18 protein-coding genes are annotated in these 21,520 nt (G+C 69.4%); 12 read left to right on the forward strand and 6 right to left on the reverse strand.

Annotation, left to right across the window (positions count from 1 at the left end; genetic code table 11):
- Positions 1 to 269: 269 nt before the first annotated feature.
- Both AB0B61_RS48785 and AB0B61_RS48790 read right to left on the reverse strand, forming a co-directional pair.
- The gene (locus tag AB0B61_RS48785; protein WP_358447788.1) at positions 270 to 1,007 is read right to left on the reverse strand and encodes a class I SAM-dependent methyltransferase; all 738 of its coding nucleotides are present in this window, start codon (positions 1,005 to 1,007) and stop codon (positions 270 to 272) included.
- Between the two features lie 170 nt (positions 1,008 to 1,177).
- Positions 1,178 to 3,235 carry a hypothetical protein gene (locus AB0B61_RS48790; protein WP_358447789.1) on the reverse strand — a complete coding sequence of 686 codons (2,058 nt, stop codon included), beginning with the start codon at positions 3,233 to 3,235 and terminating at the stop codon, positions 1,178 to 1,180.
- On the opposite strand from AB0B61_RS48790, the gene AB0B61_RS48795 reads away from it, so the two are divergent.
- The gene (locus AB0B61_RS48795; protein WP_358447791.1) at positions 3,185 to 4,447 is read left to right on the forward strand and encodes a hypothetical protein; all 1,263 of its coding nucleotides are present in this window, start codon (positions 3,185 to 3,187) and stop codon (positions 4,445 to 4,447) included. The genes AB0B61_RS48790 and AB0B61_RS48795 overlap by 51 nt on opposite strands.
- A gap of 69 nt (positions 4,448 to 4,516) precedes the next feature.
- Here the strand turns inward: AB0B61_RS48795 and AB0B61_RS48800 are convergent, their stop codons facing one another.
- The gene (locus AB0B61_RS48800) at positions 4,517 to 5,443 is read right to left on the reverse strand and encodes an MBL fold metallo-hydrolase (RefSeq protein ID WP_358447793.1); all 927 of its coding nucleotides are present in this window, start codon (positions 5,441 to 5,443) and stop codon (positions 4,517 to 4,519) included.
- A 108-nt stretch (positions 5,444 to 5,551) separates the two neighbouring features.
- Between AB0B61_RS48800 and AB0B61_RS48805 the strand changes: the two genes are divergently transcribed.
- The gene (locus tag AB0B61_RS48805) at positions 5,552 to 6,097 is read left to right on the forward strand and encodes a single-stranded DNA-binding protein (RefSeq protein ID WP_358447795.1); all 546 of its coding nucleotides are present in this window, start codon (positions 5,552 to 5,554) and stop codon (positions 6,095 to 6,097) included.
- A gap of 290 nt (positions 6,098 to 6,387) precedes the next feature.
- On the opposite strand, the gene AB0B61_RS48810 is transcribed toward AB0B61_RS48805, so the two are convergent.
- On the reverse strand, positions 6,388 to 8,955 hold the full coding sequence (locus AB0B61_RS48810) for a DUF1015 family protein (protein WP_358447797.1): 2,568 nt from the start codon (positions 8,953 to 8,955) through the stop codon (positions 6,388 to 6,390).
- On the opposite strand from AB0B61_RS48810, the gene AB0B61_RS48815 reads away from it, so the two are divergent.
- Entirely contained in the window at positions 8,954 to 9,376 is a 423-nt protein-coding gene (locus AB0B61_RS48815; protein WP_357958326.1) for a tetratricopeptide repeat protein, read from the forward strand. The two genes, AB0B61_RS48810 and AB0B61_RS48815, sit on opposite strands and share 2 nt — an antisense overlap.
- An 815-nt stretch (positions 9,377 to 10,191) precedes the next feature.
- Here the strand turns inward: AB0B61_RS48815 and AB0B61_RS48820 are convergent.
- On the reverse strand, positions 10,192 to 10,782 hold the full coding sequence (locus tag AB0B61_RS48820; protein ID WP_358447799.1) for a plasmid pRiA4b ORF-3 family protein: 591 nt from the start codon (positions 10,780 to 10,782) through the stop codon (positions 10,192 to 10,194).
- A gap of 568 nt (positions 10,783 to 11,350) precedes the next feature.
- On the opposite strand from AB0B61_RS48820, the gene AB0B61_RS48825 reads away from it, so the two are divergent.
- Positions 11,351 to 12,322 carry an HAD-IIA family hydrolase gene (locus tag AB0B61_RS48825; protein ID WP_358447801.1) on the forward strand — a complete coding sequence of 324 codons (972 nt, stop codon included), beginning with the start codon at positions 11,351 to 11,353 and terminating at the stop codon, positions 12,320 to 12,322.
- 138 nt (positions 12,323 to 12,460) lie between these two features.
- Here AB0B61_RS48825 and AB0B61_RS48830 read toward each other — a convergent pair whose 3' ends face one another.
- Positions 12,461 to 12,808, reverse strand: coding sequence for an SCP2 sterol-binding domain-containing protein (locus AB0B61_RS48830; protein WP_358447803.1), 348 nt, complete (start codon positions 12,806 to 12,808; stop codon positions 12,461 to 12,463).
- A gap of 127 nt (positions 12,809 to 12,935) precedes the next feature.
- Here AB0B61_RS48830 and AB0B61_RS48835 point away from each other — a divergent pair, with 127 nt between their 5' ends.
- From AB0B61_RS48835 to AB0B61_RS48870, 8 genes are all read left to right on the forward strand, one after another.
- Positions 12,936 to 13,142, forward strand: coding sequence for a hypothetical protein (locus AB0B61_RS48835; protein ID WP_358447805.1), 207 nt, complete (start codon positions 12,936 to 12,938; stop codon positions 13,140 to 13,142).
- The gene (locus tag AB0B61_RS48840; RefSeq protein WP_358447807.1) at positions 13,139 to 13,951 is read left to right on the forward strand and encodes a TlyA family RNA methyltransferase; all 813 of its coding nucleotides are present in this window, start codon (positions 13,139 to 13,141) and stop codon (positions 13,949 to 13,951) included. Before AB0B61_RS48835 ends, AB0B61_RS48840 begins: the two co-directional genes overlap by 4 nt.
- Entirely contained in the window at positions 13,948 to 14,847 is a 900-nt protein-coding gene (locus AB0B61_RS48845) for an NAD kinase (RefSeq protein ID WP_358447809.1), read from the forward strand. The genes AB0B61_RS48840 and AB0B61_RS48845 overlap by 4 nt, the downstream gene beginning before the upstream one ends.
- Before the next feature lie 64 nt (positions 14,848 to 14,911).
- On the forward strand, positions 14,912 to 16,621 hold the full coding sequence (recN, locus tag AB0B61_RS48850; RefSeq protein ID WP_358447810.1) for a DNA repair protein RecN: 1,710 nt from the start codon (positions 14,912 to 14,914) through the stop codon (positions 16,619 to 16,621).
- 73 nt (positions 16,622 to 16,694) lie between these two features.
- On the forward strand, positions 16,695 to 17,891 hold the full coding sequence (steA, locus tag AB0B61_RS48855) for a putative cytokinetic ring protein SteA (protein ID WP_358447812.1): 1,197 nt from the start codon (positions 16,695 to 16,697) through the stop codon (positions 17,889 to 17,891).
- Positions 17,888 to 18,862 carry a copper transporter gene (locus AB0B61_RS48860; RefSeq protein ID WP_358447813.1) on the forward strand — a complete coding sequence of 325 codons (975 nt, stop codon included), beginning with the start codon at positions 17,888 to 17,890 and terminating at the stop codon, positions 18,860 to 18,862. The genes steA and AB0B61_RS48860 overlap by 4 nt, the downstream gene beginning before the upstream one ends.
- A gap of 1 nt (position 18,863) precedes the next feature.
- The gene (locus AB0B61_RS48865; protein ID WP_358447815.1) at positions 18,864 to 19,724 is read left to right on the forward strand and encodes a hypothetical protein; all 861 of its coding nucleotides are present in this window, start codon (positions 18,864 to 18,866) and stop codon (positions 19,722 to 19,724) included.
- A 160-nt stretch (positions 19,725 to 19,884) separates the two neighbouring features.
- Positions 19,885 to 21,513, forward strand: a complete 1,629-nt coding sequence (locus AB0B61_RS48870; RefSeq protein ID WP_358447817.1) for a lipid II flippase MurJ — start codon at positions 19,885 to 19,887, stop codon at positions 21,511 to 21,513.
- Positions 21,514 to 21,520 lie beyond the last annotated feature (7 nt).

Genomic DNA, 21,520 nt, shown 5'->3' on the forward strand with positions numbered 1-21,520 from the left:
ATGGTACTGCACTCGGGAGGGTGTGGGAGAGTAGGTCACCGCCGGACAATCTTTGATTGCGGAAAAGGGCTCCACGCACACGCGTGGGGCCCTTTCTGCGTTGTGGGGTCAGGCGCAAGCAGTAGCGGGCTCTGCTCTACGGGCGCGGCCGGTTCATGACCAGGAAACTACAAGTCTGGGATTGCGGCCCTGAACCGGCGTGGCCGATTCAGGACCGAGCCGACCGCGCTGCCGAGCAGCCGCGGATGGCGAATCGAGCAATCAACGGCTTATCCACGAAGGACGAAGGCTCCCCACCCCATGTACCTCCTGCCGTACTCGAGGTAAGAGTCGCGCGCATGGTCCAAGAATTGCCGCAAGGCCGGCACATCAGGGTCGTCCGGATTTTCGCGTAGCCATTCGCTCAGCGTCCACCATTGGGCGGCGACGTACCTGTCCCAGGTATCGTGGTTCGCCAGGACCATTTCCACCAGCTCATAGCCGGCGTCCTTGATGAGCTTGGCCGTACCGGACAGCGAAGCGAAAGAATCTTTCGGCACTTGGAGCGATGCACAGGCTATGGGCGATGGCGGGCTGATCCAGTAGCAGTCGCCGACCAGGGCGAGTCCGCCAGGGCGGAGCAGGCGGCGTATGAGCGTGAGAGTGCCGGCGAGGCCGCCGCCGATCCACGTGGCGCCCATGCAGGAGACGATGTCGTACGAGTGCGGTTCGTCGTCATAGGTCCCGGCGTCCGCCTCGATGAACCGTACCTGGGCAGCCACGTCGAGTTCGTCGGCGCGTTCTCTGGCAGCGGCGAGAAAGACCTTGCTGATGTCCACGCCTACCCCGTACGAGCCGTAACGGGCGGCCCATCGGGTGAGCATTTCCCCCTTCCCGCAGGCGAGATCCAGATGGCGCGTACCTGGTGTGATGCGGCAGATTTCGCCGAGGAGGTGCAATTTTTCGTCAGTGATGGGGTTCAGAATGCGGTGCTGAGACTCGGCGATCTCATGGAAGCGGAGTGACATGTCGAGCAGTTTTCCTGAAGTGGTCAATCACCGCGACCGAATATGCGGTCCGGGCCAGGCTCGGTGACGTGCTGCGGCTTGCTAGGCTGGTGGTACCGGGCCATCCCACCGCGGGTGGCCTTCGTCGCGTAAGGCCCGAAAATCGGGCGGCGACCTGCCACGGCGGACCGTCATGTGACGCACGGGTCTGCTGAGTGAGCCAACGAAATGGACCAGAAGTGAACAGTGATAACGGACCGGACGGCGGACAGCGCGAACGGGGCGACGGCGGAGACAAGCGTCCCCAGGGCGGCGACAGGAGCGGCGGGTATGGCTCCCGCGGGCGCGACCAGCGCGACTCCAGGGGCGACCGTCCGTTCCGTTCCGACGACAGGCCGCGCTCCGGCGACCGAGGGCCACGACGCGACAGCGGCGACCGAGGGACGTCGCAGGATCGCGGATACGGCGAGCGTTCCGGATACCAGGGACGTAGCGACCGGGGCACCGGGCGCGACAGCGGCGGATATCGCGGCCCGCGTCGTGAGAGTGCGTCCGGTGATGACCGGGGACCTCGTCGCGAAGGTGGGTTCGGTGGTGACCGTGGGCCCCGTCGTGAGGGCGGTTACTCCGGTCCGCGCCGCGAAGGCGGGTCCAGCGGTGACCGCCGTGAAGGCGGTTACGGTGGCGGCCCGCGCCGCGAAGGTGGTTACAGTGGCGGTCCGCGCCGTGAGGGCGGGTTCAGTGGTGACCGTGGTCCGCGTGGCGAGGGAGGTTACCGCGGCGGCGACCGGGGTCCCCGTCGCGAGGGTGGCTTCCGCGATGACCGGGGCGGGCGCGGTGGCGATGACCGCCGTCCCTTCCGCGACCGGGACGATCGCGGCCCGCGACGTGACGCTGGGTCCGGGGATGACCGTGGCCCCCGTCGTGAGGGCGGTTACTCCGGTCCGCGCCGCGAAGGCGGGTCCAGCGGTGACCGCCGTGAGGGCGGTTACGGTGGCGGCCCGCGCCGCGAAGGTGGTTACAGCGGCGGCCCTCGCCGTGAGGGCGGATTCGGTGGTGACCGTGGTCCGCGTGGCGAGGGAGGTTACCGCGGCGGCGACCGGGGCCCGCGCCGTGAGGGTGGCTTCCGTGACGATCGGGGTCCCCGCCGTGAGGGCGGTTTCCGCGACCGTGACGACCAGCGCCCGGGTGGGTTCCGTGACGATCGGGGTCCGCGTCCTGAGGGTGGCGACGATCGTCGTTCCTTCCGTGACCGTGATGACCGTGGCCCCCGCCGCGAGGGTGGTTACTCCGGTCCGCGTCGCGAGGGCGGTTACAGTGGCGGCCCGCGTCGCGAGGGTGGCTTCCGAGACCGTGATGGCGGCGGGGATCGTCGTGGTTTCCGCGACCGTGACGACCAGCGCCCGGGCGGGTTCCGTAGCGACCGGGGTCCGCGTCCCGAGGGCGGCGGTGACCGAGGTCCCCGCCGCGAAGGGGGCTTTGACCGGGGTCCGCGTGGCGGCGACGAACGCCGTCCGTACCGTGACCGTGATGACCGCGGCCCCCGCCGCGAAGGTGGTTACTCCGGTCCGCCCCGTGAAGGTGGGTTCCGTGACGATCGGGGTCCGCGTCCTGAGGGTGGCGACGATCGTCGTTCCTTCCGCGATCGTGATGACCGTGGCCCCCGCCGTGAGGGCGGTTATGCCGGTCCGCGTCGCGAGGGCGGTTACGGCGGTCCGCGCCGTGAGGGCGGCTTCCGTGACGATCGGGGTCCCCGTCGCGAGGGTGTCTTCCGCGACCGTGACGATCATCGGCCGGGTGGGTTCCGCGATGACCGAGGTCCGCGTCCTGAGGGTGGCGACGATCGTCGTTCCTTCCGTGACCGTGATGACCGCGGCCCCCGCCGCGAAGGCGGCTACGGCGGTCCGCGCCGTGAGGGCGGCTCCCGTGACGATCGGGGTCCCAGCCGTGAGGGTGGTTACCGCGATGACCGGGGCCCGCGTGGCGATGACCGTTCCCGCCCGTTCTCGCGTGACTCTCGTGACGACCGGGCGTCCAGCGGCACCCGTGCCAGGTTCGGCCGTACCGAGGACGACGCTCCGCAGCGCGAGCCGCTGCCCGAGGTCGCGCCCGACATCACCGCCGAAGAGCTCGACAAGGAAGTACGCGAGGAGCTGCGCTCCCTCCCCGGCGACCTCGCCGAGTTGGTGGGCAGGCACATGGTCGCTGCCGAGCGTGCGCTGGAGGAGGACGACCCCGATAAGGCTCACGAGCACACCAAGGTGGCCCGCAGGTTCGCGGCCCGCATCGGCGTCGTGCGTGAGGCGGCGGGAATTGTCGCCTACCGGGCCGGGCACTTCTCCGAGGCTCTCAGCGACCTGCGCGCGGCGAGGCGGATGACCGGTTCGGACGCGTACCTCGCGGTCATGGCCGACTGCGAACGCGGCCTCGGCCGTCCGGAACGCGCCCTCGACCTGGTCCGCTCGCCCGAAGCCGAACGCCTCGACAGGGCGGGACGCATCGAGCTGTCCATCGTCGAGTCGGGCGCCCGCCGCGACCTGGGCCAGAACGACGCCGCCGTCATCACCCTCCAGCGCCTGCCCGAGCTGCGCGACCCGCAGGCGAAGCCCTGGTCGGCTCGTCTCGCGTTCGCGTACGCCGACGCGCTGGCCGACGCGGGTCATCAGGAGGCCGCCACCGACTGGTTCGCCAGGGCGATGGCCTTCGACGAGGACGGCGAGACGGATGCCGCCGAACGGTACGCCGAGCTGACGGGTGCCGTCATCGAGGACGTCGAAGAGGACTTCGACTACGAGGACGACTCCGACGACGCGGGTACGGCCGGCCAGGCCGACGCCATGGTCGAGGTGGACGAGGATGTCGACGAGGACGCGGCCCTCGCTGAGGCAGGCGACCTTCTCGATGACTCCGAGCCCTCCGACGATCAGGTTGCGGACGCCGAGCCCGAGGCTCAGGAGGATGAGCCGGTCGGTCGGCAGGATGCCGACGGTGAGCAGGACAGCTCCGAGGACCGGCAGGATGCCGACGGTGAGCAGGACAGCTCCGAGGACCGGCAGGGCGCCGTCGGTGAGCAGGACGGCTCCGCGGATCAGGAGGACGCTGACGACGAGCAGGACGGACCTGCCGGCGAGGCGGAATCCGTTCCTGAGCAGGCGGAATCCGTTTCCGAGCAGGAGACCGACGAGTCTGGCGAGTCCGGCGACTTCCCGGACGGTTCGGCGAACGCCTCAAAGGACGTCCCGAAGGACGCCACAAAGGGCGCCAAGCCCGACGAGCTGCTGGACGACGACTCCGGCACGGCAGAGCCGAGTGCCCCGGCGTCCAAGATCCCTACGGTTGAGACCCCGATGGCGCTAGGCATCACTCCGGCGTTCATCGAGCCCAACTTCGGCGACATCCTGGACCAGCCGGACGAACCAGCCGAGGACGCCGCCAAGCGCGACTCCAAGCGCGAAGACTGATGTCCCGCTCCGCCGTACACCTTCCACGGTGTACGGCGGAGTTCTGGTACGGCGATTACGTACCAGAAGTCAGGGTGAGACGCGGTCGAGCCAGTGGTAGATGCCCGCGACATTCGACGGAGCGCCACTCAGGAGCTCGAACTGCTCCGCCGTGTCATCGTCCGCCTTGAGCGCTTGGTAGCGTTCCCTGGTCCGGTCTCTGACCATGGCGACGGCGTGGTCCAGGTCCAGGCCCTCCGTGTGTACCTGGCGGGTGAGATCTACCCAGACGCGAAGTTCCTCCGCTGACCGTTCGAGCGTCTCCTGTACGGCGCCGACCGGTCCGTAGTGGCTGAACAGCAGCCGCTGCGGGCCGAGTGCCTTGAACAGCGCGATCGAGTTGAGCGCCGTCTCCAGGTCGAAGTCCGGAGGCGGAGTGGCCGGGCGCAGGTCCCCGGTCTGAGGCAGATACACGCCGGCGGCGTCACCTACGTACAGATCGCCAGTGCCGGAGTCGATGAGACCCACATGATGCTTGGCGTGGCCGGGGGAGTAGTGGCTGTTCAGCGTTCTGCCGTTGCCCAGGTCGATGGATCCGGTGTCGCCGAGTGCGACGATGCGATCGGCCTCGGTCGGCGATAGTTCACCAAATAGCGTGTCAAGGCGGTCACCCCACACCATCCTCGCGCTGGCCATCAATCTGGACGGATCAGCCAGATGTCTGGCTCCCTTCTCATGCACCACGATCTGGGCAGAGGGGAAGTACCTCGCCATGTCCCCAGCCCCGCCGGCATGATCTAGATGGATGTGCGTGACCACGACCGTGGCAAGGTCCTCGGGGCCCACGCCGAGCGAGGCGAGTGCGTCACGGACCACGGGTGCCGAGGTCGAGGTGCCGGTCTCGACCAGGCATGGACGGTCACCCAGGATCAGGTACCCAGCCGTGATGCCCGAATAGCCGGCCATCTTCGTATCGATCTCATAGACGTCGCCGCCCAGGGCGGTGATGTTGTCCACAGTCACTCCTGATCCGCTGCGGTTATCCCCAGAATGGCGTTCGAGCCGATCCGGCGTACCCCTCATCGTAAAGAGTGATCTCACCAGAACCCCGATGGGAGGACGACAGTGGACCGCAACGAGGTCGTACTGGTGGGAAGGCTGTCCGCGACGCCAGAGGAAAAACCCCTGCCGAGCGGCGACACCCTCACGAAATGGCGCCTGATCGTGCGCCGTCCGGAAAACAGACGCGGCCAGACGATGACGGACAGCGTGCCATGCGCCACCTTCGATCCCGAGGCGGCCGCCTTCGTCCGCAACCTCAGACCCCGCGACACCATGGAGATCAAGGGCGCTTTCCGCTGCCACGTCTACGGCCCGACAGCCGCCAAGATCTGGCGCTACGAAGTCGAGGTCACGATGGCCAAGGCAGCCCCACCTGACCCAGCTGACCAGCCGAGGCCGTCACGACCACGTAGGAAGCCTTTCCCGCTCGCACAGAGCATGCGGCTCGGAAACGACCCGGAACCTCCGGACGCTCAGGAGTGCCGACGAGGCCCGGCCCCTCCGCCAACCCCCAAGCCATCTGGAAACGCGATGGCCGGGGACGAGCACGACATCCTGGCGTCCGTCCCCTCGCCCCGCCCAGCCTCCGACCTGGCGCCGACCGGTTAGCTCGCTTATTCGGGCGTGGTACCTCGTGGGCGTGTCCAGCGATCGCCGGTCGATCGACAGCGGGGGTCCGGGGGGTCAGCGGCCGGGGAACGTACCCAGCCGCTCCGTTTCTACGGGTAGTCGCTCTGCTCGCCACCCGCGCGCTGATGACATCCCGCAGGGAGGGTGTAGTTGCTCAGCCACTCTGCCCCCTTCTGCCCCGTTCGAAGTACTCGCAGGCTGCGCTCAGAGGCCCAGAGGGCTCTCTGAAGCGTCCCTACAGTGCTGGATGACCAGGCCGATGTCCCACCTCAACCGGTGGCGAAGGTACGGAGGACGAGGCCCGTAATGGGCTTGGGGCCAAAGGAGGTTGATTTGCGAGGTACCCGCTCGCCCCCCGCCGCGATGGCCAGTACGTCGTCGACGGCTAGGGGCCTGAGAATGACGGCGGTGCCGCCCGTGTCGAGAGCCAACTGCAGGGCGGCCTCGGGGTCATGATGCACGATCCGGACGGCCTGCTGATCGTCCTGCATGCCCCACACCTTGGGCAGGACGAACTCACTGAGGATGGAGATGTTCAGCGAGTTCCACCGATCGGAGCGGTCCGGCGGCATGGCGCGGGCGAGCTGGATCGGATCAGGATTGGTGAGCAGGTGGCAGCCACCTTCGCCGGCGAGCAGGAATGCCGGCTCCCCCCCTGCGGCCTTGAGCGCGGCCAGGCCCTGATCGAGGGTGGGATGGTCGTGAACACGCCACGATCCCTTGGCCCTGGCCGCCGCCTCGGTCAGGCGCAGCCCGGGGATGACGCGGTGAATGGCCTTGAGTTCGGGCGGGTACGTGGTCGAATCGACAAGCAACGCCAGCCCGAAGTCCCATGGACCAAAGGTGGGGTGTCCCTGCTCGCTGCCATGCGCATGCTGGCCTGTGGGCTGGGCGCCGGGGGCTGATGCGGTGCCGCGTCCTGGCACCTGGCTTGGTTCGGTGTTGGTGGCTGAATCCTGAGCTGGTGTCGCGTTGGTCGCCGGGTTCTGAGGGGGTGCGGCATCGGGCGTTGAGTCCTGAACGGGTGTGGCAGGAGGTGCTGAACGCTGGGCTGATGCGGCTGAAGGCTGAGCGCCGTGGGGTGGCGTGGGGGTCAGCTCTGATGGTGCGTTGAGGTGCGGTTGTGTGTTCCGCGGTGAAGTGGGCGGAGGCTGTGGGGCGCTGGATGCCGGTGTTGTGGGAGCGGGCCACGAGGTGGAGGTGGGGGTTTGGCCGGCACGGGCCGCGTGCTCCTGGCGTTGCAGGACCCGGTATGTCGCGTATCTGTGGTGGCCGTCCGCGATGAGGGCTTGGCGGTTTCGGAGGTCGGCGTTGACGGCGTCGATCTCAGCCGGATCCGTGATCGCCCAGAGACGGTGGCGGAGACCGTCCGCCGTGTCAGCCGTCACCAGCGGCGGACGGGTCGACGCCACGTGATCCACCAGGCGGGTGGCCGTGCCTTGGCCGCCGTCGTAGAGGAGGAAGATGGGTTCGAGGTTGGCCTGGGTGGTGCTCATGAGGGCGAGCCGGTCGGCGACGGGGCCGGGGAAGATGTCCTCGTGGGGGAGGATGATGCGTCGAGCCGGGTCCGCCAGGGCCACGTCCCCGATGAGGCCGCGCTGTAGGACGCCCGGTCCATGCTGTTCGTACACATACAGGGCCGGCTGCTCGTCAGCGACCAGCACCTTCGCGTCCAGCCAGGCGAGGAGGGTGTCGCGGGCTGCGCAATAGCGCTCGTTCGCTGAGCGTTCGGGTGCGTCGGCGGATGGCTGGACTGCTACATCCCCATGCGCCTCACCCTCACCGTGACGCTCATCGCTGGGTCGTATGTCGCCGAGTTGCTTGTCACTGTCAGCGGGACGCTCGTCATCGGACCGTTCGGACCGTTCGGAACGAGGCTGCTCGGACCCGGATTGCTCGTCTCTGAGGTGCTCAACCGAGGGCTGCCCGGGCCCAGGCTGCTCGTCTCTGAGGTGCTTGCCCGTGGGCTCCTTGTCCTCGGATTGTTCGTCTCTGTGGTGCTCGGCCGTGGGCTGCTCGGGCCCGGATTGTTCGCCCTTGAGGTGTTCGTCCCTGAGCTGCTCGTTACTGGGCTGCTTGTCGCCAAGCCGCCTGCCGCCAGGGTGGTCGTCATGGAGCTGTTCGGCGGTTTCTTCCGACGGGGTGTTGTGTCGGCTGACGGCGGGGTCGTCGCCTGTCCCGTCGGGGTGGTGACCGACTGGTATCGGAGATGTATCGCTGTCGTGATCGCTGGCTGCGATTCCGGTGTCGTCCTTGTGGGCGCTGATGGAGCCGTGGGCTCGGGGGATGCCGGCCGCATCGTCGGGTGCGTTCTGATGGGTGCTCGTCGCAGGGCTCGCTGGGGAGCTCACCGGGGTGCTCGTCGCAGGGCTCACGGTAGGGCTCAGCGCAGGGCTCACCGCTGTGGCAGCGGATTGTTCGTTGTCTGTCGTCGCAGCGGGGCTGGCGTCGTGGGAGGTGGCGCTGGGGGTCGTGCCATGGTGGGGGGAGTTGGGAGCGTGTGGGTGTCCATCGGGGGACTGGGGTGGTGATGGGCAGGGAAGGATGAGGCGGACGACGTTGTTGGGATGGGAATCCAGGAGGGCGCGTACGTCACCCTCAGCGATCAGGTCGTACGGCGGGGAGGTCACCTTGGCGGGATCGTCGACCGTGAAGCGGACGCCGCGGAAGGGGCGTAGGAGCAGTCCATCAGGCACCGGCAGTTCAGGATTCCCCATACCGGGCATGCTCCCATAAGTGTCCGGGTCTTCCGAAAGTCGCCCCCAAGCTCCCAACACTCCCGATTCCGCGGCGAATTCAACGGAACCCTGTCGGCCGATGAAGGAGGCCTCACGCATGGTCCAAGGTAGAAACGTGCACGATGAATCCCCTGGGGCTCCGGGGGGTGGCGTTTACGACTGGTATCAGCGCGGGGTGAAGCTTTTGAAAGAGGGCAGTCCGGCAGCCGCTGCCGCTCTGCTCGAGCGTGCCGCTGCTGCGGAGCCCGATTCGCGCAGCATCAGGGAGGCTCTTGCGCGAGCGCAGTTCAATTCGCGGCAGTACGCAGAGGCTGCGGCGAGCTTCCGCCAGATCGTCGACGCCAATCCGACTGAGGATTACGCCTATTTCGGGCTTGGGTTATCGCTGTGGCGAACGGGCGACATTGAAGGAGCCCAGGAACCGCTTGCGATCGCTGTGGCCATGCGGCCGGATGAGCGGCACTATGTGTCCGCACTGAAGAGCGTTCGCGCCACTCTGCGGGCTCGGCGCGAGATGTAGCCGATAGGTGGGTAGCCCCGTAGCTGGGTAGCTGGCTTGGTACGGCTGGCAGGCAAGGCGCAGTCCATACGGCTGGCATACGGCTGGTGGGCAAGGCGCAGTCCATACGGCTGGTGGGCAAGGCCCAGTCCATGAGAGCGATTCATGGAGTCGGGACGGGGCAAGGTCGGTTTCAGAGGCGCAGGCGCAGGCGCAGGCGCAGGGACAGAGACAGAGACAGGCGTAGGCACAGGGACAGGCGCGGTTCGCGTGGTTAAGGCGGGCTTGGTGCTGCGGTTCGCGTGTTCATGGCTGGCTTGGTGTTGTGGTTCGGGTGTTCCAGGCGGGCTTGGTGCTTCGGGTGGGCGGGAGCGTCTCAGGCGCATGCTTGACGCCTCGGGTGTTGATCAGGGCGGTCTCGGATCCGGGGTTGGCGCTTCGGTGTGATCCGGGATGCCCTTGATGTCTCAGTGCTTCGGGACATGATCCCGGTGTTCTGCGTGCGGGTCTGGTGCGCTGGGCGTGGGCAGGGGGTTCGGGGTAGGCGTCCCGTTCCGTGGACGCGGGCGCCCACAGTGTCACTCATCGTGAGGTCGGAGATAGGCGCCAGGTAGTTGCGCGTCGAGACGAGCGTGGCCACCGTCGGGTAGCGGAAGTTGTCGAGGTACGAGACGGGACCGGTGGTCCGGTTGCGAGCAGCCGAGCGCGTCCTTAAGAGCGTTGCGTCCTTAAGAGAGTTACGTCCTTAAGCGTTGCGTCCTTTGGGGCGTTGCGTGCTTGAGGGTGTTGCGGGTTGATCGTGCGGGCGGTTCCTCCTCGTTGGAGATGGGGGGTGGTCAGTCCTTGGTGAGGACGATCGCGAGGCCGGAGAGTACGTCGTTGATCTTGTTGGCGTCGAAGCTGGCGGGGTTGAATTGGTCGGCTGAATCGAGGCCGAGCCATTCCAGGCGCTCCTGGTGTTCGTCGTGGGTGGGATCGGCGAGGATTTCGAGGAGATATTCGTAGCCCCAGGCGCCGCCGGAGTCCTCGGGCGGTCCTGCGCGGCGTCCGGTCAGGCAGCGTGGATAGGCCGTGCCGGGTTCAGCGTCGGTGATGGCTTCGACCAGGATGTCGTGTTCCCAGTCGTCGCCGAAGTCGTAGGTGTAGCGGAGGCGGTCATTGGCCTGGGGGGCGACCTGGTCGAGTCGGGTGGAGGCCGCGCTGCGGATCTCCAGTTCGCGGTCGGTGACACCGAAGCGGCCGGTTGCGGTGTCGAAGACCCACATGTGGTAGTTCTGCCAGCCGAAGGACGCCTGGATGACGTCGTGCAGGTGTCGCAGCGTACTGTCCGAGGCGACCTCCAACCGGCGCCAGACCAGTGGTCGGGAACCGCGCAAGGTGACCTTGATCGTGTGAACCGTCTGCTTCGCGCTGGGGGTGTTCGTCACAGCGATTATTCTGCCGCGCCGCTGGGTTCGGCGTGGGTGGTGGGCTTAACTGGGCGGCTTGTGGACGGCTCTGAAATGGCATATTTGGGGTATTTAGCTCGTTCAGTCGCATGGGACGCCGACATTGGTGTTGGTGCGCGAGATCAAATCCATGTGCGGTGTGCGGAAAGTGGATCTGTCATTACGGGTGGGTGGCTGTCAGGTGGACAATTTGTGCGTCTCCCCGAGGGCCCGGCTTCTCGGCATCGGCCGTGTGCGTCGTACGGGTGGTCATCTGCGCCGCCCAATGCTCTTCGGCCTCCGTCCGTGTTCGTTGTGGGGGTGGTCGTCCGTGCCGTCCAACGCTCCTTGGCCTCCGTCCGTGTGTGTCGCGGGGGCGGCCATGCGTGTCGCTCGGCGCTCGTCGGCTTCCGCCCGTGTGTGTCGCGGGGGCGAAATTGGCGAGCAGATCGGGGGGGTTCTGGGAGGTCAACGGGGGAATCTGTGGACATCGTCAGCCTTTCTCCAGGTGAGTACGAGGCCGACGCTAAAGTCTCAGGCGGCGTGACAGTCAACGGGAAGAGGCGCAGTGCTGATCGACGGCTATGACACCCTGCTGCTCGACCTCGACGGGGTCGTCTATCTGGGCGCCCACGCGGTCCCCCATGCGGTCGAGTCGCTGGAGGAGGCGCGGGGCAGGGGTACGCGGCTGGCGTACGTCACCAACAACGCCTCACGCACCCCCGCCGCCATCGCCACGCACCTGCGCGAGCTTGGCGTTCCCGCCAGGGCCGAGGACGTCGTGACCTCGGCGCAGGCCGCCGCCCGGCTGGTGGCCGAGCGGGTGCCGTCCGGTTCCCCTGTGCTCGTGGTGGGTGGTTCCGGGCTGCGGCTGGCCGTACGGGATCAAGGGCTGAGGCCCGTCACCACGGCGGCGGACGCGCCGGTCGCGGTCGTGCAGGGCATGGCGCTCGGACTCGCGTACGGGCTGCTGGCGGAGGGCGCGCTGGCCGTACGGCAGGGCGCGTTGTTCGTCGCCGCCAACAGGGACAGCACGCTGCCCACGCGGCGGGGTGAGTTGCCGGGGAATGGGGCGATGGTGCGGGTGATCGTGACCGCGACCGGGGTGGAGCCGGTGTACGCGGGCAAGCCGGATCCGCCGCTGCATCGGGAGTCGATGATCCGTACGGAGGCGAAGCGGCCGCTCGTGGTGGGCGATCGGCTCGACACCGACATCGAGGGGTCCGTCAACGCGGGCGTCGACGGACTGCTGGTGCTCACCGGGGTCGCCACGCCGCTCGACGTGCTCACGGCTTCCCCTCAGCAGCGGCCGACGTACTTGGCCGAGGATCTGTCCGCGCTGCTGCGGCCCTATCCGGAGGTACGGGAGGGCGTCTGCGGGGGATGGCGGGCCCAGTGGGTCGACGGAGTGCTCACGCTGGAGGGTGACGGCAGCCGCATCGACGGGTTGAGGGCCGCCTGCGACGCGGCCTGGACGCATGCGGGAGAAGGCCGGGCCGAGGAGGACGCGGTCAAGCCGGTGCTGGATCGAATCGGCTGAGCCCGTGCCGGCTCGGGGCGGCTGAGCCGGTGCTGGACTGGATTGGCTGAGCCCGTGCTGGGCCGGAGAGCGGCTGAGCCCGACATGTCGCCCTCCTGCTCATCTTCTTCTTGAGATGGTGCCCAGTGGGCTGAAGCGTCAGAGGAGGCGGCGTAGGCGGAGCAGATCGCCGAAGCTGGCGTCGATCCGCACTCGGCCGCCGAGCAGCGCGCGCGCCAGGTCGAGCTCCCCGTCCACGAGGGCGATCAGGTCGTCGCTGACGATCGTCAGCTTGACGTCGGCCGACCTGCCGTTCGAGGGCGGTTCTTCGCGGAACGGGTCAAGTCCGTCAGGGTGCAGACGGCCGTAGAAGATCAGGTCGAGGTCGGAGATCCGGCAGCTCACCGTACGCTCGACCACGTGCTTGGCCCGGTCCTCCTCGCCGATCTCGTCGAAATGGTCGACGAGCTTGGCCAGTGCCGCCCGGCACTCCTCGACGCTTGCCATGTTGGGATCCTTTCTTCCATTTCAGGACGGTAGCGTTCCACATCAGTGGCACCCCCGTGTGACCCTTCAACGTGTGACACACCTGCCAAGGTGCCGGGTGCTCGCATGAGGCGTTACGGTCGTTGTCATGAGTGAGGTACCGGAGGAGACCGGCGACGAGCGAGTCGACGCGGTCCTCGCCGGTCTCGGTGACCTGGCCGGGCGGCCGGTGGGTGAGCACGTCGCGGTGTTCGACGAGGCGTTCTCCGGGCTCGAGGCCGCGCTGGGGGCCGTGGACGGCCAGGTGAACGGCCAAATGGATGGCCAGGTGGACGGCCGGACGGGCGACCGGTGAGCCGACGTATCCGGCTGGACAGCGAGCTGGTGCGGCGTGGTCTGGCCAGGTCGCGAGAGCAGGCGGGCCAGCTCATCGAAGCCGGCCGGGTCACGGTCGGCGGGCGGCGGGCGGGCAAGGCGGCGACCCAGGTCGACACCGCCTCGGCCATCGTCGTGGCCGAGTCCGCCGACGGTCCGGACTACGTCTCGCGCGGCGCGCACAAGCTGCTCGGCGCGATCGAGGCGTTCGGCGCGCTGGAGATCCGGGGCCGCCGCTGCCTCGACGCGGGCGCGTCCACGGGCGGGTTCACCGACGTGCTGCTGCGACACGGCGCCGAACGCGTGCTGGCCGTCGACGTCGGTTACGGCCAGCTCGCCTGGTCGTTGCGGACCGACGACCGGGTGACCGTGATGGAGCGCGTCAACGTACGTGATCTCACCCCGGATCTGGTCGGCGAGCCGCCTTCGTTGATCGTAGGCGACCTGTCGTTCATCTCGCTGCGGCTCGTGCTGCCCGCGCTGGCCTCGGTGGCCGCTGCTCGGGCAGACTTCGTGCTGCTGGTCAAGCCGCAGTTCGAGGTGGGCAAGGACCTGGTGGGTGCCGGTGGCGTGGTGCGAGACCCGGTGTTGCGGGCGGGTGCGGTGCACCAGGCCGCGGCCAAGGCGCGCGAGCTCGGCCTGGTGGTGCGCGGGGTGACCGCGAGCCCGCTGCCGGGTCCGTCGGGAAATGTGGAATATCTGCTCTGGCTGGGCAAGGGGGAGGGCGAACCGCCGGTCGCCGACCTCGAGGCCGAGGTCGAGCGGGCCGTCGCGGAAGGGCCGCAATGAACCGTACTGTGCTGGTCACCGCGCACACGGGGCGGGAGGCCGCGGTCGACAGCGCCCGCCTGGTCATCGACCGCCTGGTCACGGCCGGGATCCGGGTGAGGGTGCTCGATGTGGAAGCCGATGACATCGGCTGCCGCGGCGCCGAAGTGGTGCCCTGCGATCCCGGTGCCGCCAAGGACGCGGAGATGCTGATCGTGCTCGGCGGCGACGGCTCGCTGCTGCGCTCGGCCGACCTGGCCAGGCCCACCGGCACCCCGCTGCTCGGCGTCAACCTCGGGCACGTCGGCTTCCTGGCCGAGGCCGAGGTCGCCGACCTGAAGTCGGCGGTCGACAGTGTGGTCGCGGGCCGCTACGACGTCGAGGAACGCATGACGATCGACGTGCTGGCCCGGCAGAACGGCCAGGTCCTCGCCGACACGTGGGCGCTCAACGAGGCCAGCGTGGAGAAGGGCGAGCGCATGCTGGAGGTGGTCGCCGAGATCGACGGGCGGCCGCTGTCCCGCTGGGGCTGCGACGGTGTGATCTGCGCGACCCCGACCGGTTCGACCGCCTACGCCTTCTCCGCCGGGGGGCCGGTCGTGTGGCCGGAGGTCGAGGCGCTGCTGATGGTACCGATCAGCGCGCACGCGCTGTTCGCCAGGCCGATGGTGATCTCGCCGCGGTCCACGCTCGCCGTCGAGATCCTGCCCGAAACACCCGGCGGCGTCCTCTGGTGCGACGGGCGGCGCCGTTTCGACCTGCCGTCCGGCGGCCGGGTGGAGGTACGCCGCGGCTCCCAGCCGGTACGACTGGCCCGGCTGCACGGCGTGGAGAGCACCGGTGCCCCCTTCACCGACAGGTTGGTCGCCAAGTTCGAACTACCCGTCCAGGGCTGGCGCGGAAGGGTGCGTCCCTGACTCAATTACAGGTGCAGCGCGTACAGTTAGATCGCACAAGCGTTCGGAGCGACGGGAGTGGGCAGTGCGACCAAGGGTCGAGGAGGTCCGCATCCAGGGGCTCGGCGTCATCGATGAGGCCGTTCTGGAGCTTTCGCCAGGCTTCAACGTGGTCACCGGCGAAACCGGTGCCGGCAAGACGATGGTCGTCACCGGGCTGGGGCTGCTGTTCGGTGGCCGTGCCGACCCTTCCCGCATCCGGCCGGGCACCGACAAGGCCACCATCGAGGGCACGCTGGTCATCGAAGCCGACGGCCGCGTCTCCCAGCAGGTCGAGGACATCGGCGGGCAGATCGAGGACGGCGAGCTCATCATCTCCCGCACCGTCTCGGCCGAGGGTCGGTCGCGGGCCTGGCTCGGCGGCCGGACGGTGCCGGTCGGCACGCTGACCTACCTGGCCGACGACCTGGTGGCCGTCCACGGGCAGATGGACCAGCAGCGCCTCCTGCAGCCGGCCAAGCAGCGGGCCGCGCTCGACCGCTATGCCGGTGACGATCTGGTCAAGCCGCTGCGCGCCTACTCCCAGGCGTACAAACGGCACAAGCAGGTGGGGGCGCTGCTCGACGAGCTCACCACCAGGGCGCGGGAGCGCGCTCAGGAGGCCGACCGGCTGCGGTTCGGCCTGGAGGAGATCGAGAAGGTCGAGCCGAAGGCCGGCGAGGACGTCGAGCTGCGTGGCGAGGAGGAGCGGCTCTCGCACGCCGACGCGCTGCGCGGCGCGGCGACGAGCGCGCACACGGCGCTGCTCGGCGACCCGATGGAGGCCGCGAGCGGCGCGCGCGACGTGATCTCCCTGCTGGGCGAGGCCCGCTCGGCCGTCGAGGCGGTGCGCGACTACGACACGCAGCTCGCCGGGGTGGCCGACCGGCTGGCCGAGGCCGGCTATCTGATCTCCGACGTCGCCACCGATCTGGCCGCGTACGCCGAGTCGATCGAGGCCGACCCCGCGCGGCTCGCCGCCGTGCAGGACCGCCGAGCCCTGCTGTCCGGACTGGTTCGGAAATATGCCGAAGACAGCGCTGGTGTCCTGCAGTGGGCCCAGGAGGCGTCCGCCCGGCTGGTCGAGCTGGAAGGCGACGACGAGCGCATCGACGAGCTGACCCGCGAGCACGATGAGCTGACCGCCCGGCTCACCGAGCTGGCCGCCGAGCTGACCCGGGTGCGCGAGGGCGCCGCCGAGCGGTTCGGGCAGGCCGTCACCGAGGAGCTGACCGCGCTGGCCATGCCGCACGCCAGGGTCATCGTCCAGCTCACCCAGGTCGCGGACTTCGGCCCCGAAGGCGTCGACGAGGTCGAGCTGCGCATGGCCGCCCACCCCGCCGCGCCGCCGCTCCCGCTCAACAAGGGCGCGTCCGGGGGCGAGCTGAGTCGCGTCATGCTGGCGATCGAGGTGGTGTTCGCGGGCGCCGATCCGGTGCCGACGTTCGTGTTCGACGAGGTCGACGCGGGGGTGGGCGGTAAGGCCGCGGTCGAGATCGGGCGCCGCCTCGCCAGGCTGGCCCGGACCGCCCAGGTCATCGTCGTCACCCACCTGCCGCAGGTGGCCGCCTTCGCCGACCAGCATCTGGTGGTCGAGAAGGCCAGTGACGGCAGTGTCGTACGCAGCGGCGTCCTCGCCCTCAACCACGAAGGCCGGGTGCGCGAGCTCTCCCGCATGCTGGCGGGGTTGGAGGACTCTGAGCTGGGCAGAGCACACGCCGAAGAACTCCTTGGACTAGCGGCCGCCGATCGGTGATCCTGAGTGACATAGCGGACACGCCGCGCAGTGCGTGGCCTCTGCGCTGCTTCACTCTGGCAGGATGGTCTTGATGAAGGTTCCGGGGAGCAGGATGCCGGGCCTCCGCGCTAGGAAGGTCGCAGACCTTCCCGGTGTCACGGCAGTGGCGAGAGTCGATCGGCGGACTAAGAGGCTGACCAAGCGCCTCCAGCCCGGTGAAATAGCGATTATCGATCACGTCGACGTGGACCGGGTCAGCGGGGAGGCGCTTGTCGCGTGCGGAGTGTCGGCCGTGGTCAACGTCGCCGCCGGCATCAGCGGACGCTATCCCAACCTCGGCCCGCAGATCATCATCGAGTCCGGGGTGCCGTTCGTCGACAACGCCACCCAGGATCTGTTCGAGCGGGTCAAGGACGGCGACGTCGTCCGGGTCCACGACGGGGTGGTCTACCTCGAAGGTGACGTGGTCGGCAAGGGCGAGGAGCAGACCCCCGACGCGGTCGAGGCCGCCATGGCCGAGGCGCGCGCCGGTCTCGCGGTGCAGATCGAGGCTTTCGCCGTCAACACCATGGAGTACGTCCGCGGCGAGGGCAAGCTGCTCATCGACGGAGTCGGCGTGCCGGACATCCGCACCCCCATGGAGGGCCGGCATGTCCTCATCGTGGTGCGCGGCTACCACTACAAGGAAGACATCGCCACCCTGCGCCCCTACATCAGGGAATACCGCCCGGTGCTCATCGGAGTCGACGGCGGCGCCGACGCGCTGCTGGAGGCCGGCTACCTGCCCGACGTGATCGTCGGCGACTTCGACTCGGTCTCCAACAAGGCGCTGAGCTGCGGCGCCGAGCTCGTCGTCCACGCCTATCGCGACGGCAGGGCGCCCGGCCTGGAGCGCGTCCACCAGCTCGGCCGTGAAGCGGTGATCTTTCCGTCCACCGGCACCAGCGAGGACATCGCGATGCTGCTGGCCGACGACAAGGGCGCCGAGCTGATCGTGGCGGTCGGCACCCACGGCACGCTGGAGGAGTTCCTCGACAAGGGGCGCTCAGGCATGGCCAGCACCTTTCTCACCCGGCTGCGGGTCGGCAGCAAGCTCATCGACGCCAAGGGAGTGAGTAGGCTCTACCGAAGCCGCATCTCGACGTCCCAGCTGCTGCTGCTCGTGATCACCGCGCTGATCACGATGGGCGTCGCGCTCTTCCTGTCGCCGATCGGCCAGACCTGGCTGAACGGCATGCAAGATTTCTGGAACGCCTTCATCTTCTGGTTGGTCGGACTCTTCTCGTGATCGATTTCCGCTATCACCTCGTGTCCATCGTCGCGATCTTCCTCGCGCTGGCGGTGGGCATCGTCATGGGCACCACGTTGCTCCAGTCGCCCGCCATCGAGTCGGCGCTGCGGACGAGCAACCAGATGACCCAGGACAACACCAGCCTCAGAGCCCAGCTCGACGCGCTGCGCGGCAGGGAGGCGGGCAGCGACTCCTTCGTCGCCGCGCTCACCGCGCAACGCGTCGCGGGCGAGCTGACCGGCCAGCACGTCGTGCTCATCGAGGCGCCGGGCTCCAGCACCACCTACCGCGAGGCCGAGCAGCAGGTGCTCGCCCAGGCGGGCGCCCTGATCACGGGGCGGGTGCTGCTGGATGAGAAGTTCGCCGATCCCAAGCAGAGCGGCGTGATCGACGGCCTGGCCAACAGCCTCAAACCCGAGGGCATGACCTTTCCCGCGGCGGCCACTCCCTACGTGAAGGCCGGTGCGGTGCTCGCCGCCACCGTTCTGACCACCGACCCGGCCCAGGCCAGCACCGCGAACCCGGCCACCGCGGCCGTCCTCGGCGGCTTCGAGGAGGGCGGGTTCCTCAGCATCGAGGGCGACCCCAACAAGCGGGCCACGCTCGCCGTGATGTTCGCGCCGGAGAAGCCGTACGAAGGCGAGAACGCCGAAGCCCAGGCCGCCGCCCTCGTCAGGCTCGCGGGCGGCCTCGACGCCGGTGGCAAGGGCACCGTGGTGACGGCCACGGCCCCCACCGCCGCCGCCTCCGGTGGCGTGATCAGCGCGCTGCGCGACGACAGTGAGGTCGCCAAGCGCGTCTCGACCGTCGACACGCCCGACATGGCCGCGGGCCGGATCGTGATCGTCGACGCGCTCCGCGAGCAGCTGAGCGGCCGTGCCGGCCACTACGGCATCGGCACGGGAGCCCCTACGTTCCAGCCCGCGGCACCGACCGCGACCCCGTCCCCCACCCAGTCAGGGAGCTGACATGGCTCGTGGCCTCCTCTACGCCCTCGCCGGCGCCGCGATCGGCGCCGTCGCGGCCCGCGCCGCCTACACCGCCTTCACCCGCTCGGCGCCGCGTGCCGACGAGAAGGAGCCGGGCCGCTGGACCCGCACCAACCACCGCGGCGAGCCGATCACGCTGCTGGAGGGCCCCGCGTTCGTGGCCGGCTCCGGCGTGGCGGCCGCGCTCGCGCCGGGACTTCCGCCCCGCGTACGCCTGGCGGCGCTGCTGGCCGGGGTCGGCAGCGGAGCGCTCGGCGCCTACGACGACCTTTACGGCACGACCAAGTCCAAGGGCTTCAAGGGGCACCTGACCGCCCTGGGCCGCGGCGAGGTGACCAGCGGGGCGGTCAAGATCCTCGGCATCGGGGCCACCGGGCTGGGCGCGGCCGCGCTCGTCTCGCGCGGGCCGGTCGACACGCTGGTCAACGGCGCGACCATCGCGGGCACCGCCAACCTGGCCAACCTCTTCGACCTGCGACCCGGCCGGGCGATCAAGGTGGGCCTGCTCACGGGCGGGCCGCTGCTGGCGGCGTCGCTCTTCCGCGACGCGCCGCTGACCGCCGCACTGGCCGCCGTCCCCCTGGGTGCCGCCGCCGCGCTGCTCCCCGACGACCTCGGCGAGCGGGCGATGCTCGGGGACGCCGGCGCCAACGCGCTGGGAGCGCTGCTCGGGCTGGCCGCCGTGACCAAACTGGGGCGCCGGGGACGGTTCGTGCTGCTCGGTACGGTGGCGGCGCTGACGGCGGCGTCGGAGAAGGTCAGCTTCACCAAGGTCATCGCCGGCAATCCGGTGCTCAACCGGCTGGACATGCTCGGTCGTCGGCCCGTCGACGCGGTGTGAGTCGGTGTGCTTCGACGTGGTGTGAGCCGGCGTCCTGTGACGCGGCGTGAGCTGCGTGGTGTGAGGCTGGTGTCCTGTTAGGTGATGGGGCGCCCTGCGCGATTGTCGGTGCGGCCTGCCAGGATGTTCGCGTGATCGGGTTCGGGGCGGGGCGGGTGTGGTGAGGGAGCGGCTCGTCCGCGGCGTCGCCGGTGGGGCGCTGCTCATCGGGGCGATCACCGTGCTGGCCCGGGTCGCCGGGTTCGCCAAGCAATACGCGTTCGCCCAGACGGTGGGCACCAACTGCCTGGGTACGGCCTACGCCACGGCCAATGGGATCCCCAACATCGTCTTCGAGGTCGTCGTCGGCGGCGCGCTCGCCGGGATGGTGGTCCCGGTGCTCGCGGGAGCCGGGCCGGAGCACGCTTCGGGCGGTGGCTCGGACCGGGAGCGGGCCGGGTGGATCGGTTCGGCGCTGCTGAGCTGGGTGCTCGTGGTGCTGGTGCCGCTCGGTGTGCTGACCGCGGTGCTCGCCGGGCCGATCCTCGGGCTGTTCTTCGGCAACGCGGTGCCCGGCTGTCACATGGACGAGGTGACCGCGGTCGCCACCCGCATGCTGGTCGTCTTCGCCCCCCAGATCCCGCTGTACGGCGTCGCGGTCGTCCTCTACGGCGTGCTCCAGTCCCACCACCGCTTCGCCGGGCCCGCCGTCGCCCCGCTGGTGTCCAGTCTCGTGGTCATCGTCGCCTACCTGCTGTTCGTGCCGCTCAGCGGGGGGAGCAGCGCTCCTGCCCGGGAGTTGGGGCCCGCCGAGCTCGCGCTGTCCGTGGGCACCAGCCTCGGGGTGCTGGCCCTGGTGCTGACCGTGATCGGCCCGGTCGCCGGGCTCGGGTTGCGGTGGCGGCCCACACTGCGGTTCCCCGACGGCGTGGCCGTCCAGGTGCGCAGGCTCGCACTGGCCGGGGTGACCGCGCTGGTCGCCCAGCAGGCCGCCATGGCCATGGTGGTCGTGCTGTCCAACCGGGTGGTCGGCAACGGGGCCATCGTGGTCTACAACTACGCGTGGGCGATCTACCTGGTGCCGTACGCGGTGCTGGCCGTGCCCATCGCCACCAGCGCGTTTCCGCGGCTGTCCGCGCAGGCGGGCAGCGGCGACACGGCGGGGTTCGCGGCGCTCGCGGCGCGGACCACGCGCGCGGTGGTGCTGGTGTCGGGGCTGGCCGCCGGGGTGCTCGCCGCGGTGGCCGAGCCCGGGGCGGTGGTGTTCCTCGGCTTCAAGAGCGACGTGCCCGCGCAGGATTTCGCCCGCGCGATCGCGCTGTTCGCGCCCGGGCTGGTCGGCTACGGGCTCATCGCGCAGCTGAGTCGGGTCCTGTACGCGGCCGGGCGTGGACGGGCCGTGGCGACGGGCACCGTGCTGGGGTGGGGCGTCGTCATGGTGGCGCAGACCGTGTTCGCGCTGACGTTTCCCGAAGGCTGGAAGCTCGGGGGGCTGGCGCTCGGCATGACCACCGGGATGACGGTGGGGGGCGCGCTGCTGCTCGCCTCGGTGGTGCGGGTGCGGGGGCGCGTCGCGGTGGCCGGGCTGGGCCGGGCCGCGCTGGCCTCGGTTGTCGGCGGTGGCGTGGGTTACCTGGCGGGGGCGGCGGTCGTGGGGGCGTTGGGGGCGCGGGGCATCTGGCCCAATGCCGGGGCGACCGTGCTGGCGGCGCTCGCGGCGGTGGTCGCCGGTGGTGTGGTGGTGGGGTTGCTGGATCGGCCGACGGCTCGGGCGGTGGCCGGTTCGTTCAGGCGTGGATCTGGGAAGTGAGGAGCGG

The organism is Nonomuraea sp. NPDC049158 (assembly GCF_040648335.1).
In the GTDB taxonomy this organism is placed as follows: Bacteria; Actinomycetota; Actinomycetes; order Streptosporangiales; family Streptosporangiaceae; genus Nonomuraea.